Origin of the sequence: Bradyrhizobium sp. HKCCYLRH3099 (assembly GCF_051167855.1) — a bacterium.
In the GTDB taxonomy this organism is placed as follows: Bacteria; Pseudomonadota; Alphaproteobacteria; order Rhizobiales; family Xanthobacteraceae; genus Bradyrhizobium.
In genome coordinates, this window is the sequence record NZ_JBNPTW010000022.1 from 43823 (window position 1) to 58578 (window position 14756).

Genomic DNA, 14756 nt, shown 5'->3' on the forward strand with positions numbered 1-14756 from the left:
AAACACTTTTAGACGTCACCACCCCAGCGGGGGTTCGGGGAGCAAGCGCTTATGAACATTCACGAATATCAGGCCAAGGCACTGCTGCACGAGTTCGGCGTGCCGATTTCCAAGGGCATGCCGGTTCTCCGTCCGGAGGACTCCGATGCCGCGGCGAAGACGCTCGGCGGTCCGGTCTGGGTCGTGAAGAGCCAGATCCACGCCGGTGGCCGTGGCAAGGGCAAGTTCAAGGAGGCCTCGGCCGGCGACAAGGGCGGCGTCCGCCTCGCCAAGTCGATCGACGAGGTCAACGCCTTCGCCAAGCAGATGCTCGGCGCGACCCTGGTGACCGTGCAGACCGGCCCGGATGGCAAGCAGGTCAACCGCCTCTACATCGAGGACGGCTCGGACATCGACAAGGAATTCTATCTGTCGCTGCTGGTCGACCGCGAGACCTCGAAGGTCGCGTTCGTGGTGTCGACCGAAGGCGGCGTCAACATCGAGGACGTCGCGCACAGCACGCCTGAGAAGATCATCACCTTCTCGGTCGACCCGGCCACCGGCGTCATGGGCCATCACGGCCGCGCCGTCGCCAAGGCGCTGAAGCTCACCGGCGACCTCGCCAAGCAGGCCGAGAAGCTCACGACCCAGCTCTACACCGCGTTCGTCGCCAAGGACATGGCGATGCTCGAGATCAACCCGCTGGTCGTGACCAAGCAGGGCCAGCTCCGCGTTCTCGACGCCAAGGTGTCGTTCGACTCCAACGCGCTGTTCAAGCATCCGGAAGTCGTCGCGCTGCGCGACGAGACGGAAGAGGACGCCAAGGAGATCGAGGCCTCCAAGTACGACCTCAACTACGTCGCGCTCGACGGCACCATCGGCTGCATGGTCAACGGCGCCGGCCTCGCCATGGCGACGATGGACATCATCAAGCTCTACGGCATGGAGCCCGCCAACTTCCTCGACGTCGGCGGCGGCGCCAGCAAGGAGAAGGTCGCGGCGGCCTTCAAGATCATCACCGCCGACCCGAACGTGAAGGGCATCCTGGTCAACATCTTCGGCGGCATCATGAAGTGCGATGTCATCGCCGAGGGCGTCGTGGCCGCGGTGAAGGAAGTCGGCCTGAAGGTGCCGCTGGTGGTGCGCCTCGAAGGCACCAATGTCGATCTCGGCAAGAAGATCATCAGCGAGTCCGGTCTGAACGTGCTGCCCGCCGACAATCTCGACGACGCCGCGCAGAAGATCGTCAAGGCCGTCAAGGGAGGCTGAGCGCCGGTTCTGGCGCTCGCTTCGTCCTCACCGCAACGCTTTTAGAGAAAGCACGATGTCCATTCTCATCGACAAGAACACCAAGGTCATCTGCCAGGGCTTCACTGGCAAGAACGGCACCTTCCACTCCGAGGCGGCGATCGCCTACGGGACCAAGATGGTCGGCGGCACCTCGCCGGGCAAAGGCGGCTCGACCCATCTCGGCCTGCCCGTGTTCGACACCGTGAAGGAGGCCCGCGAGGCCACCGGCGCCGACGCCTCGGTGATCTACGTGCCGCCGCCGGGCGCGGCCGATGCGATCTGCGAGGCGATCGACGCGGAAGTGCCGCTCATCGTCTGCATCACCGAGGGCATCCCGGTGCTCGACATGGTCCGCGTCAAGCGCTCGCTCGTGGGCTCCAAGTCGCGCCTGATCGGGCCGAACTGCCCGGGCGTCATGACCGCCGGCGAGTGCAAGATCGGCATCATGCCGGCCAACATCTTCAAGCCCGGCTCGGTCGGCATCGTGTCGCGCTCGGGCACCCTGACCTATGAAGCCGTGTTCCAGACCACCTCCGAGGGCCTCGGCCAGACCACCGCGGTCGGCATCGGCGGCGACCCGGTTAAGGGCACCGAGTTCATCGACATGCTCGAGATGTTCCTGGCCGACCCCAAGACCGAGTCGATCATCATGATCGGCGAGATCGGCGGCTCGGCCGAGGAGGACGCGGCGCAGTTCATCAAGGACGAAGCCAAGCGCGGCCGCAAGAAACCGATGGTCGGATTCATCGCCGGCGTCACCGCCCCTCCCGGCCGCCGCATGGGCCATGCCGGCGCGATCATCTCGGGCGGCAAGGGCGATGCCGGATCCAAGACCGCGGCGATGGAAGCCGCTGGTATTACGGTCTCCCCGTCGCCCGCACGCCTCGGCAAAACGCTCGTCGAAAAGTTGAAGTCCTGATTCAGGGTTTAGTACTTTTCGGGGCGCATCTTTACAAAGAATAAGGTAAACCGTCCTAACCCGAGCCTGACCCCTTCCACGGGGTCAGGCATTGCGCCGTTTTTGATGGGCGCATCGAAATTACCAGGACGCTACCATGTCTCGCCAAGATGCGAACGCCGCCTTCGCCCTGTCGTCTTTTCTGCAGGGCACCAATGCCACCTACATCGATGAGATCTACGCGCGCTACGAGAAGGACCCCGCTTCGGTCGACCCGGAGTGGCAGGAGTTCTTCAAGAGCCTGAAGGACGCGCCGGCCGACGTTCAGAAGAACGCCTCGGGCCCCTCCTGGGCGCGCAGCAACTGGCCGGTCTCCCCCCGCGACGAATTGACCTCGGCTCTGGACGGCAACTGGGCCGTGGTCGAGAAGAAGGTCGGCGAGAAGATCGCCGCCAAGGCGCAGACCAAGGGCGTTGAATTGTCGCCGGCCGACGTCAACCAGGCCACCCGCGACTCTGTCCGCGCGTTGATGCTGATCCGCGCCTACCGCATGCGTGGCCACTTCCACGCCAAGCTCGACCCGCTCGGCATCGAGGCGCCGAAGAATCGCGAGGAGCTCGACCCGCGCTCCTATGGCTTCACCGAAGCCGATTACGACCGCAAGATCTTCCTCGATCACGTGCTCGGCCTCGAATACGGCTCGCTGCGCGAGATCGTCGCGATCTGCGAGCGCACCTACTGCCAGACGCTCGGCGTCGAGTTCATGCACATCTCGAACGCCGCGCAGAAGGCCTGGATTCAGGAGCGCATCGAGGGTCCGGACAAGGAGATCTCGTTCACCCGCGAGGGCCGTCGCGCCATCCTGCAGAAGCTGGTCGAGGCCGAGGGCTTTGAGAAGTTCTGCGACGTCAAGTTCACCGGCACCAAGCGCTTCGGCCTCGATGGCGGCGAGTCGCTGATCCCGGCGCTGGAGCAGATCATCAAGCGCGGCGGCAATCTCGGCGTGAAGGAGATCGTGCTCGGCATGCCGCATCGCGGCCGCCTCAACGTCCTCACCCAGGTCATGGGCAAGCCGCACCGCGCGCTGTTTCATGAGTTCAAGGGCGGCTCGGCCAATCCCGACGCGGTCGAGGGTTCGGGCGACGTCAAGTATCACCTCGGCGCCTCGTCGGACCGCGAGTTCGACGGCAACCGCATCCATCTGTCGCTGACCGCCAACCCGTCGCATCTCGAGATTGTCGACCCCGTGGTGCTCGGCAAGGTCCGCGCGAAGCAGGACCAGCACGGCGATCCGCCTGACATGCGCATCTCGGTGCTGCCGCTCTTGATGCATGGCGACGCGGCCTTCGCCGGCCAGGGCGTCGTGGCCGAGTGCTTCGCGCTGTCCGACCTGAAGGGCTACCGGACAGGTGGCTCGATTCATTTCATCGTGAACAACCAGATCGGCTTCACGACCTATCCGCGCTATTCGCGCTCGTCGCCGTATCCGTCCGACGTTGCCAAGATGATCGACGCGCCGATCTTCCACGTGAACGGCGACGATCCGGAAGCGGTGGTGTTCGCGGCCAAGGTCGCGATCGAGTTCCGGCAGAAATTCCACAAGCCGGTCGTGATCGACATGTTCTGCTATCGCCGGCATGGCCACAACGAAGGTGACGAGCCCGCGTTCACCCAGCCGGTGATGTACAAGAAGATCGCCGGCCATGCGACGACCCTGGAGATCTACTCCAAGCGCCTGGTCGCCGAGAGCGTGATGACCGAGGGCGAGGTCGACAAGGCCAAGGCCGACTGGCGCGCCCGTCTCGACGCCGAGTTCGAGGCCGGCACGTCCTATCGCCCGAACAAGGCCGATTGGCTCGACGGCAAGTGGGCGGGCCTGAAGTCCGCCGACCAGGAAGAAGAAGCGCGCCGCGGCGTCACCGGTGTCGAGATCGACCGTCTCAAGGAGATCGGCCGCAAGATCACCAAGGTGCCGGACGGCTTCCGCCTGCACCGCACGATCCAGCGCTTCCTCGAGAACCGCGCCAAGGCGATCGACAGCGGCGTCGGGCTCGACTGGGCCACGGGCGAAGCTCTGGCCTATTGCTCGCTCCTGCTCGAAGGTCACAAGGTGCGCCTGTCAGGCCAGGATTGCGAGCGCGGCACGTTCTCGCAGCGCCATTCGGTGCTGATCGACCAGGAGGACGAGAGCCGCTACACGCCGTTCAACCATCTGGCGCCCGAGCAGGGCCACTTCGAGGTCATCAACTCGCTGCTCTCGGAAGAAGCCGTGCTCGGCTTCGAATACGGCTATTCGCTCGCCGAGCCGAATGCCCTGACGCTCTGGGAAGCGCAGTTCGGCGACTTCGCCAACGGCGCCCAGGTGCTGTTCGACCAGTTCATCTCGTCCGGCGAGCGCAAATGGCTGCGCATGTCCGGTCTCGTCTGCCTGCTGCCGCACGGCTATGAGGGCCAGGGTCCGGAGCATTCGTCGGCCCGTCTCGAGCGCTATCTGCAGATGTGCGCCGAGGACAACATGCAGGTGGTCTACCCGACCACGCCGGCGAACTACTTCCACGTGCTGCGCCGTCAGTTGCACCGCGAGATCCGCAAGCCGCTGATCGTGATGACGCCGAAGTCGCTGCTGCGCCACAAGCGCGCGGTGTCGCGGCTGGAGGAGCTGGCCAAGGGCACGACGTTCCACCGCATCCTGTACGATGACGCCCAGATGCAGGTGGACGACAAGACCAAGCTGGTGCCGGACGATCAGATCCGCCGCATCGTGCTGTGCTCGGGCAAGGTCTACTACGACCTTTATGACGAGCGCGAGAAGCGTGGGCTGAACGACGTCTATCTGATGCGCATCGAGCAGCTCTATCCCGTGCCGCTCAAGGCGCTGGTCGTCGAGCTCGGCCGCTTCAAGAATGCCGAGGTCGTGTGGTGCCAGGAAGAGCCGCGCAACATGGGCGCCTGGCATTTCATCGAGCCGTATCTCGAATGGGTGCTGAACCAGACCGGGGCTAAGAGCAAGCGTCCGCGCTATGCCGGCCGCGCCGCGTCGGCTGCGACTGCCACGGGCCTGATGTCCAAGCATCTCGCCCAGCTCAAGGCGCTGCTCGACGAAGCCCTGAACTGAACCTGCCTTTGAAGGCGCCCCGCAGATCCTTGCGGGGCGCAAGTACCAGTCCATCGCGTTGATTGTCCGTGTCGCATCGCTTGCTCGCCGCAAGGCGATGGCGGACGGGCTGTATGACCGCACGGGTTATTGAGGATAGAGACCATGACTGAAATTCGCGTTCCGACGCTCGGTGAATCCGTCACCGAAGCCACCATCGGCCGCTGGTTCAAGAAGGCGGGCGACGCCGTCGCCGTCGACGAGCCGCTCGTCGAGCTCGAGACCGACAAGGTCACGATCGAGGTGCCCGCGCCGTCGGCCGGCACGCTCGGCGAGATCATCGCCAAGGACGGCGAGACCGTCGCCGTCGGCGCGCTGCTCGGCCAGATCAATGATGGCGCCGTCGCCGCCAAGCCGGCCGCCGCTGCGCCGGCTCCGGCGAAGCCTGCGGCTGCTCCGGCCGCCGCGCCCACGCCCGCCAAGGCGCTGCCTGCCGATACGCCGCAGGCGCCGTCGGTGCGCAAGCTCTCGGCCGAGAGCGGCGTCGATGCCACCACCGTTCCGGGCTCCGGCAAGGACGGCCGCGTCACCAAGGGCGACATGCTGGCCGCGATCGAGCGCGCCGCCTCGGCGCCGACCCCGGTCAATCAGCCGGCCGCCGCCGTGCAGGTGCGTGCGCCGTCGCCGGCCGATGACGCCGCCCGCGAAGAGCGCGTCAAGATGACCCGGCTGCGCCAGACCATCGCGCGCCGCCTCAAGGACGTGCAGAACACCGCGGCGATGCTGACGACCTTCAACGAGGTCGACATGACCAACGTCATGGCGCTGCGCAGCCAGTACAAGGACGTGTTCGAGAAGAAGCACGGCTCCAAGCTCGGCTTCATGGGCTTCTTCACCAAGGCCGTCGTGCAGGCGCTGAAGGACATCCCGGCCGTCAACGCCGAGATCGACGGCAGCGACCTGATCTACAAGAACTACTACCACATCGGCGTCGCCGTCGGCACCGACAAGGGCCTGGTCGTGCCTGTCGTGCGCGACTGCGACCATAAGTCGATCGCCGACATCGAGAAGGGCATCGCCGATTTCGGCCGCCGTGCGCGTGACGGCCAGCTCAAGATCGACGAGATGCAGGGCGGCACCTTCACGATCACCAATGGCGGCATCTACGGCTCGCTGATGTCGACCCCGATCCTGAACGCGCCGCAGTCCGGCATTCTCGGCATGCACAAGATCCAGGAGCGGCCGGTCGTGGTCGGCGGCAAGATCGAGGTCCGCCCGATGATGTATCTGGCGCTGTCCTACGACCACCGCGTCATCGACGGCAAGGAAGCGGTGACCTTCCTGGTGCGCGTGAAGGAGAGCCTGGAAGATCCGGCGCGGCTCGTTCTGGATCTCTAAGCCGAGCGACGACTTGACCACATGAGGCGCGCTTCCCAAGAGCGCGCCTCAAACCTAACGGGGGCCATCATGACCGACAGGGTTGCAGTGATCACCGGCGGCAGCCGCGGCATCGGGCGCGCCACCGCCATTGCGGCTGCATCGCGCGGCTTCAAGATCGTGGTCGGCTACGCCTCCAACGAGGCGGCGGCGCAGAGCACGGTGGCGGCGATCGAGGCCAAGAACGGCAAAGCCATCGCAGTGAAATGCGACGTCGGCCGCGAGCCCGACATCCTCGCTTTGTTCAAGGCCGCCGACAAGTTCGGCACGCTCGGCGCCCTGATCAACAATGCCGGCATCGTCGGCCCGACGACGCGCGTCGACGAGATGAGCGCGGAGCGCATCGAGCGCTTGATGGCGGTCAATGTCACCGGCAGCATTCTGTGCGCACGTGAAGCCGTGAAGCGGATGTCGACGCGGCATGGCGGGCAGGGTGGGGTCATCATCAACCTGTCGTCGGTCGCGGCCAAGCTTGGTTCGCCCAACACCTATGTCGACTACGCGGCCTCGAAGGGCGCAATCGATTCCTTCACCGTCGGCCTCGGCCACGAGGTCGCCAATGAAGGCATTCGCGTTGCCGCGATCAGGCCCGGCCTGATCGATACCGAGATTCACGCCTCCGGCGGTGAGCCCGATCGCGCGCATCGTCTGGCCCCGCTGGTGCCGATGAAGCGGGTCGGTACCTCCGAGGAAATCGCCAATGCCATCGTCTGGCTGTTGTCGGACGAAGCTTCTTACGTCACTTCGGCCATTCTGGACGTGTCGGGCGGACGCTGACGACCGTCGCTAACCTCTCAGACTACAAGCTTACGGAACATTCGATCATGGCTAACTACGATCTCGTCGTCATCGGCACCGGCCCCGGTGGTTATGTCTGCGCCATTCGCGCAGCGCAGCTCGGCATGAAGGTGGCGGTGGTCGAGAAGAACGCGACACTCGGCGGCACCTGCCTCAATGTCGGCTGCATGCCCTCGAAGGCGCTGCTGCACGCCTCCGAGCTGTTCGAGGAGGCCGGGCATTCCTTCGCCAAGATGGGCATCAAGGTGTCGAAGCCCGAGGTCGATCTGCCTTCGATGATGAATTTCAAGCAGCAGGGCATCGACGGCAACACCAAGGGTGTCGAGTTCCTGATGAAGAAGAACAAGATCGACGTCCTCCAGGGCAAGGGCAAGATCCTTGGCACCGGTAAGGTCCAGGTGACGGCCAAGGACGGCGCTACGCAGACCGTCGAGACCAAGAACATCGTGATCGCCACCGGCTCGGACATCGCGCGCCTGAAGGGCATCGAGATCGATGAGAAGCGCATCGTCTCGTCGACCGGCGCGCTGGCGCTGGAGAAGGTGCCGTCGAGCCTGCTCGTGGTCGGCGCCGGCGTGATCGGGCTCGAACTCGGCTCGGTGTGGCGCCGCCTCGGCGCCAAGGTCACCGTGGTCGAATTCCTCGACCGCATCCTGCCGGGCATGGACCTCGAGATCGCCAAGCAGTTCCAGCGCATCCTCGAGAAGCAGGGCTTTGCGTTCAAGCTCGGCGCCAAGGTCACCGGCGTCGACACGTCAGGCGCGACGCTGGCGGCGACGATCGAGCCGGCCGCCGGCGGTGCGCCTGAAAAGATCGACGCCGACGTCGTGCTCGTCGCCATCGGCCGCGTGCCCTACACCGAGGGCCTGGGCCTGCAGGAAGCTGGCGTGGTGCTCGACAACCGCGGCCGCGTCCAGATCGATCATCATTTCGCGACCAGCGTTCCCGGCGTCTACGCGATCGGCGACGTCGTCGCGGGGCCGATGCTCGCGCACAAGGCCGAGGACGAAGGCGTCGCGTGCGCCGAGATCCTCGCCGGCCAGGCCGGCCATGTGAACTACGACATCATTCCGGGCGTGGTCTACACCACGCCGGAGGTCGCCTCCGTCGGCAAGACCGAGGATGAACTCAAGCAGGCTGGCGTCGCCTATACCGTCGGTAAGTTTCCGTTTACCGCGAACGGCCGTTCCAAGGTCAACCAGACCACTGACGGCTTCGTGAAGATCCTCGCCGATGCGAAGACCGATCGCGTGCTCGGCGCCCACATCATCGGCCGCGAGGCTGGCGAAATGATCCACGAAGCCGCCGTATTGATGGAGTTCGGTGGCTCGGCCGAGGATCTGGCACGCACCTGCCACGCCCATCCGACCCGCTCGGAGGCCGTCAAGGAAGCCGCACTTGCAGTGGGCAAGCGTGCCATCCACATGTGATCGGCGCCCGGTGGGCGTGATCGGCAGGTGCGACAAAATGGCCTGCCGGCCACGCTGAACCAAACGGCAAGATTCGAGGTCGCATGGTCATGGCGGCCTCGCTGCTGAGGCCGGGGCCGAGATGGAGAGCCATGCTGCGCCGCCTGCTTCAGCCGTTCTGGGTCCTGCTTGCGATCATCTTCCTGATCGAAGCCTGGCTGTGGGACCATCTCGAGCCGATCGTGGCGCGCATCGTCGCCGCGATCCCGCTGCGCCGCCTGAAGCTGTGGCTGGCCGCCCGCATCGAGACGCTGTCGCCGGCGCTGACCCTGGTCGTCTTCGCCGTGCCGGTGGTGCTGCTGTTTCCGCTCAAGCTACTCGGCATGTGGCTGTTGATGCATCACCAGTGGAAGCTGGCGCTGGTCACGATCGTGTTCGGCAAGATGGCCGGCGTCGGCATCACCGCGTTCATCTTCGACGTCACGCGAGCCAAGCTGCTGCAGATGGGCTGGTTCGCCTGGCTCTATGAAGCCGTGCTGACCTTGCGCCGGAAGGCGGCCGAGCTGGTCGACCCGATCAAGCAGCGCGCCCGCGGCATCCTCAACGACCTCATCGGCGGCAACACCGGCGGCTGGTCATCCCGCGTCATCCGCCAGATCATGCGCTTCCGCCGCAGCGTGCAGGCACGCTGACGCTGCTTGTCGCGGCGAGGCCGTTCATCCCCCACCATCCGTCCGTCATTCCGGGGCAATCATCAGTGCGCAGCCGCAACGTGGCAGCGCGCTGATGATTGAACCCGGAATCTCGAGATTGTTGAAAAAGAACCCCAGCCCACGTCGAGATTCCGGGTTCAAGGCCTTTCGGCCTTGCCCCGGAATGACGGTGCTAGCGGCTCTGGGAAAGCGACTGCCTGCCGACCTCAGTGCAGATGAAGCAGATGCGGCTGGAACAGGCCGAGCATCGTCATCGCAATGCCGACCAGCGCCAGTGCGCCGGAGGCCCAGGCGAGCACCAGCATGCCGGTGATGATCGTCGCCGACGCCAGCACGATCCCGATCTGGAAGGCGGCCGAGGCCAGCTCGTAGTGGTGGTACTTCGCCGTGGCGAGGTCGCGCTCCTCCTCGGCATGCTTGGCGCGGGCGGCGAGCTGCTCGCTGCCTTCGCCGGTCTCCGGCTCCGAGCGGTAGCGCGCCGCATTCTTCTGCCAGTCGTCGATCTGCTTCTGCAGGCTGGCTTTGGTGGCCTCGTCGGGCAGCGCCGGGAGGTTCAGCTTGCCCTGCTCGGCCGCGGTCTGCACCACTGTGCGGCGCACCGTCTTCGCCTGGAAGAACGCCCAGAGATTGGACGCCTCGACGTTCTTGCTGATCGATTCGGTCTGCGCGCCCTTGCCGAGCGTCTCAGACAGCGCCAGGAACAGCGCGATCACCGAGATCAGCAGCGCGATCTTCTTGTTCGAGCCCGATGCGTGCTCGGCATGCTCCGCATGCTCCATGCTTTCATGTGCGCCCATCTGTTCCCCTCCGGATCAAGCGACGGAACGATTGCCGGAACGGCGGAGGCGGCGCAAGGGAAACGATGTGACGAAACCGTGTCACCGCCGCGGATGCGCGGAGGCGTAGACCTGCAGCAGGCGCTCGGAATCGATCCCGGTATAGACCTGCGTCGTCGACAGCGAGGCGTGGCCGAGCAGCTCCTGGATCGCGCGCAGATCGCCGCCGCGTGACAACAGGTGAGTCGCGAAGGAATGGCGCAGCGCGTGCGGCGTCGCGCTGTCGGGCAGTCCCAGCGCGCCGCGCAGCCGCTCCATCGCGAGCTGGATGATGCGCGGGCTCAAGGGGCCGCCCTTGGCGCCGAGAAACATCGGGCCTTCAGGCGGCAGCGGGTAGGGGCAGAGCCGGGCGTATTCGTCGATCAGCGCCAGCACGTTCTGCAGCACCGGCACCATCCGGGTCTTGTTGCCCTTGCCGGTCACGATCAGCACGTCGCCTTCGCCGGGCCGAGGCACCTCGCGGCGCTTCAGGCCGAGCGCCTCGGAGATGCGCAGGCCGGAGCCGTACAGCAGCGCCATCACGGCGGCGTCGCGCGCCAGCACCCAGGTCTCCCGGGCCTCGCCGGCGCGCTCGTCGGCGTCAGTGAGCCGCTTGGCGGAGTCCATCGGCAGCGGCTTCGGCAGGCTCTTGGCGATCTTCGGCGCGCGCACGCCGGAGAGGGCGCCGACCTTGCCCTGGCCCTCGCGCTCGAGGAAACGGCCGAACGAACGCAGGCCGGCCAAGGTCCGCATCAGCGATCGCCCGGCAATGTCATCGGCGCGGCGCATCGCCAGGAAGGCTCTGACGTCGGCGGCCTCCAGCGCGGCGAAGCGCGCCAGCGTGACCGGCTCGCCCCAATGGGTGCAGAGGAATTGCAGGCACTGCCGAAGGTCGCGGGCGTAAGCCTCGACCGTCTTCGGAGACAGCCGCCGCTCGCTCTTCAGATGCGCCAGCCACTGCATCATCGCGCGCACGACGCCGTCATCGGCGCCGATGAGGTCGGGGAGTTCGGACTCGTTTCCAGACGCTGCTTTCGTCTTTGCCATGGCCTCGTGCTCGCGATTGGATCGGCGTCTGATGGAGCGAAGATCCTCGCGGCGGGCTCGGTCTCAACCTCTCCCCGCCAGGGCGAAGCGAAGCTTCGCTAGGGCGGGGAGAGGTTGGATTGCATCGAAGATGCAATCCGGGTGAGGGGGGCCTCCGCGGGGACGGTGTGAACCACCCGTGGGGTTGCCCCTCACCCCAACCCTCTCCCCGTAAAGAACGGGGAGAGGGAGCGCACCGGCCTCGCAGCGACAGGTTCGATCCCATCTCGTCGAGTCAGATATATCGCATTCCCGTCCTTTACCGTTCGCTAACTTTGCCGGGCGGCTTTCGCTTCCGCCTCCGCAAGGCTATCTCCGCCCCATGAACCGCCCGACCGATCTCTTTCCAGGTGCGACCAGCACGGCCGGCGTGGTCGACGTGCTGGTTCCGGTCGCGCTCGATCACACCTATTCGTACCGTGTGCCGCGCGGGATGGCGCTGAAGCCGGGCGATGTCGTCGGCGTGCCGCTGGGCCCGCGCGAGGTGCTGGCGGTGGTGTGGGCGGAGAACGCCAATCCCGATCCGCGGCTGCACAACCGGCTCAAGGACGTCACCGAGAAGCTCGACGTGCCGCCGCTCAAGCCCGAGCTGCGGTCGCTGGTCGACTGGGTCGCCAATTACACGCTGTCGCCGCGCGGCATGGTGCTGCGGATGGCCTTGCGCATGGGCGAACATCTCGGGCCCGAACGTGTCCGGCTCGGCGTCCGCCTGGTCGGCGAGCCGCCGAAGCGGATGACGCCGGCGCGCCGGCGCGTGATTGAGGCGGTGTCGGATGGCCTGCTGCACGGCAAGTCCGACCTCGTCCGCGAGATCGGCGTGTCCGGCAGCGTGATCGACGGCCTGGTCGACGAGGGCACGCTGACGGTCGAGGCGATGCCGCGCGCATTGCCGCCTCCGACGCCCGACCCGTCCTTCGCCCAACCGGAGTTTTTCGACGCCCAGCTCGCCGGCGTCGAGGCGATGCGGGCCTTGGCCGCCGATGGCGGCTTCCAGGTCGCGCTGCTCGACGGCGTCACCGGCTCCGGCAAGACCGAGGTGTATTTCGAGGCCGTCGCCGAGACCGTCCGCCGCGGCCGCCAGTCGTTGATCCTGATGCCGGAGATCGCGCTCACCGGGCAATTCCTCGATCGTTTCTCGCGCCGCTTCGGCGTCCGCCCGCTGGAATGGCATTCCGAGCTGACGCCGCGCACGCGCCAGCGCAACTGGGCGGCGATCGCCGCCGGCGAGGCGCCGGTCGTGGTCGGCGCGCGCTCGGCGCTGTTTCTGCCCTATGCCGATCTCGGCCTCGTGGTTGTCGATGAGGAGCACGACCAGGCCTACAAGCAGGACGAGGGCGCGCATTACCACGCCCGCGACATGGCCGTTGTGCGCGGCCACATCGCCAAATTCCCGGTCGTGCTGGCCTCCGCCACGCCCTCGGTCGAGACCGAGGTCAATGCCCGCAAGGGCCGCTACCAGCGCGTGGCGCTGCCGTCGCGCTTCGGCGGCCAGCACATGCCGCATATCGAAGCCATTGACCTGCGCCGCGAGCCGCCGCCGCGCGGCCGCTACATCTCGCCGCGACTGGCGGGCCATATCCGCACCGCGATCGAGCGCGGCGAGCAGGCGCTGCTGTTTCTGAACCGCCGCGGCTATGCGCCGCTAACCTTGTGCCGTGCCTGCGGCCACCGCTTCGCCTGCACGATCTGCGACGCCTGGCTGGTCGATCACCGCTTCCGCCAGCGGCTGGTCTGCCATCACTGCGGGTTCTCGATGGCGAGGCCGCCGACCTGTCCGCACTGCGCGGCCGAGGAGTCGCTGGTCGCCGTCGGTCCCGGCGTCGAGCGGCTGCAGGAGGAGGCGGCGGCGCTGTTTCCAGACGCGCGCAGCATGGTGCTGTCGAGCGACCTGATCACCTCGATCGAGACCATGCGCGCCGAGCTGACCGAGATCGCGGAAGGCAAGGTCGACCTCATCATCGGCACCCAGCTCGTCGCCAAGGGCCACAACTTCCCGCGGCTCAATCTGGTCGGCGTGGTCGACGCCGATCTCGGCCTCGGCAATGGCGATCCCCGCGCCGCCGAGCGCACCTGGCAGCTCCTGAACCAGGTGATCGGCCGCGCCGGCCGCGAGCAGGGCCGGGGCCGTGGCTATCTGCAGACCCACCAGCCCGAGCATCCCGTGATGAAGGCGCTGATCGCCTGCGACCGCGAGGCGTTCTACACCAGCGAGATCGAGGCGCGCGAACGCACCGGTTATCCGCCGTTCGGCCGGCTGGCGAGCCTGATCATTTCGGCGGGGGACAGGCCGACGGCCGAGGGCTTTGCTCGACGGCTGGTGGCGTCAGCGCCGCGGGAGGAGGGCGTGCTGCTGCTCGGCCCGGCCGAGGCGCCGCTGGCCGTGATCAAGGGCCGCTACCGTTTCCGGCTGCTGCTCAAATCGGCGCGCAATTTCGATCTGTCAGATTACTTACGCCACTGGCTGGCGCATGCCGAGAAGCCCAAGGGCAATCTCAAGCTCGAGGTCGACGTCGACCCGCAGAGCTTTCTGTAGCGGTTGGCACCGCTCTCTCCGCCGTCATTGCGAGGAGCGCAGCGACGAAGCAATCCAGAGTTCCGACGAGGCTCCTGGATTGCTTCGCTGCGCTCGCAATGACGCGCGGATGGATAGCTGGCTTACGACACGACCTCGGCCGTGACGCGGCCGACGCCGGAGCGGGTCAAGCCGATGGCGCGGGCGGCGCCGGTCGAGAGGTCGAGCACACGGCCGCGGATGAAGGGGCCACGATCATTGACGGTCACGATGACGCTGTTGCCGCCATGGGTGACGCGCAGCTTGGTGCCGAACGGCAGCGAGCGGTGGGCGCAGGTCATGGCGTTGGCGTTCATGCGCTGGCCGGAGGCGGTGCGGCTGCCGGACTCGTTGCCGTAGTAGGACGCCATGCCGGAGAAGGTGCGGCCGGTGCCGGAGGTCGGCGCCACCGAGGCGTTGGAATTCATCCAGGACGAGTTGTTGTTCGACCAGCCGTTCGAAAAGGAATCTGCCGCGGGCTGAGCGGCCTGGCGCGCGTGATGATGATGGTGGTGTCGCGCGTGATGATGGTGATGCCTGGAGCGGGCCGAGGCTTCTGTCGCGGTGCCACCGACGATCAGCGTGACGGCAACGGCGAGCGCGGTACGCGAGCCGGCAATCTTGCCAGCCGAGAGGTTCTTCAGTTTCAGCATCTAGATCAGTCCCTCGAAACAGTATTGCTGCCT

Annotated in this window: 11 protein-coding genes; 8 read left to right on the plus strand and 3 right to left on the minus strand. The window is 66.3% G+C overall.

The annotated features are described in order from the left end of the window. Window positions 1-51 precede the first annotated feature (51 nt). The 7 genes from sucC to ACQR1Y_RS30265 all read left to right on the plus strand — a co-directional run bounded on the left by sucC (window position 52) and on the right by ACQR1Y_RS30265 (window position 9597). Window positions 52-1248 carry an ADP-forming succinate--CoA ligase subunit beta gene (gene sucC / locus ACQR1Y_RS30235; protein ID WP_434879287.1) on the plus strand — a complete coding sequence of 399 codons (1197 nt, stop codon included), beginning with the start codon at window positions 52-54 and terminating at the stop codon, window positions 1246-1248. Window positions 1249-1303: 55 nt separating this feature from the next. Then, a complete protein-coding gene (gene sucD, locus ACQR1Y_RS30240; protein ID WP_009031544.1) occupies window positions 1304-2188 on the plus strand; it encodes a succinate--CoA ligase subunit alpha in 885 nt (294 codons plus the stop codon). 136 nt (window positions 2189-2324) lie between these two features. After that, window positions 2325-5282 (plus strand): 2-oxoglutarate dehydrogenase E1 component, encoded by a 2958-nt coding sequence (locus ACQR1Y_RS30245; protein WP_434879286.1) that lies wholly within the window; start codon window positions 2325-2327, stop codon window positions 5280-5282. A 144-nt stretch (window positions 5283-5426) separates the two neighbouring features. Continuing rightward, the gene (gene odhB / locus ACQR1Y_RS30250) at window positions 5427-6659 is read left to right on the plus strand and encodes a 2-oxoglutarate dehydrogenase complex dihydrolipoyllysine-residue succinyltransferase (protein ID WP_434879285.1); all 1233 of its coding nucleotides are present in this window, start codon (window positions 5427-5429) and stop codon (window positions 6657-6659) included. Between the two features lie 69 nt (window positions 6660-6728). Beyond that, on the plus strand, window positions 6729-7475 hold the full coding sequence (locus tag ACQR1Y_RS30255) for an SDR family oxidoreductase (protein WP_434879284.1): 747 nt from the start codon (window positions 6729-6731) through the stop codon (window positions 7473-7475). Window positions 7476-7522: 47 nt separating this feature from the next. Then, window positions 7523-8926 (plus strand): dihydrolipoyl dehydrogenase, encoded by a 1404-nt coding sequence (gene lpdA, locus ACQR1Y_RS30260; protein ID WP_434879283.1) that lies wholly within the window; start codon window positions 7523-7525, stop codon window positions 8924-8926. Window positions 8927-9057: 131 nt separating this feature from the next. Then, window positions 9058-9597 (plus strand): hypothetical protein, encoded by a 540-nt coding sequence (locus tag ACQR1Y_RS30265; RefSeq protein ID WP_434879282.1) that lies wholly within the window; start codon window positions 9058-9060, stop codon window positions 9595-9597. A gap of 227 nt (window positions 9598-9824) precedes the next feature. Here the strand turns inward: ACQR1Y_RS30265 and ACQR1Y_RS30270 are convergent, their stop codons facing one another. Together ACQR1Y_RS30270 and ACQR1Y_RS30275 are read right to left on the minus strand one after the other, a co-directional pair. Then, a complete protein-coding gene (locus tag ACQR1Y_RS30270; RefSeq protein WP_172184327.1) occupies window positions 9825-10415 on the minus strand; it encodes a DUF4337 domain-containing protein in 591 nt (196 codons plus the stop codon). An 81-nt stretch (window positions 10416-10496) separates the two neighbouring features. Continuing rightward, window positions 10497-11399, minus strand: coding sequence for a tyrosine recombinase XerC (locus ACQR1Y_RS30275; RefSeq protein WP_434879318.1), 903 nt, complete (start codon window positions 11397-11399; stop codon window positions 10497-10499). Window positions 11400-11841: 442 nt separating this feature from the next. On the opposite strand from ACQR1Y_RS30275, the gene ACQR1Y_RS30280 reads away from it, so the two are divergent. Further along, a complete protein-coding gene (locus tag ACQR1Y_RS30280; protein WP_434879281.1) occupies window positions 11842-14052 on the plus strand; it encodes a primosomal protein N' in 2211 nt (736 codons plus the stop codon). 122 nt (window positions 14053-14174) lie between these two features. Here ACQR1Y_RS30280 and ACQR1Y_RS30285 read toward each other — a convergent pair whose 3' ends face one another. Then, window positions 14175-14723, minus strand: a complete 549-nt coding sequence (locus ACQR1Y_RS30285) for a septal ring lytic transglycosylase RlpA family protein (protein ID WP_434860366.1) — start codon at window positions 14721-14723, stop codon at window positions 14175-14177. Between the last annotated feature and the right edge of the window lie 33 nt (window positions 14724-14756).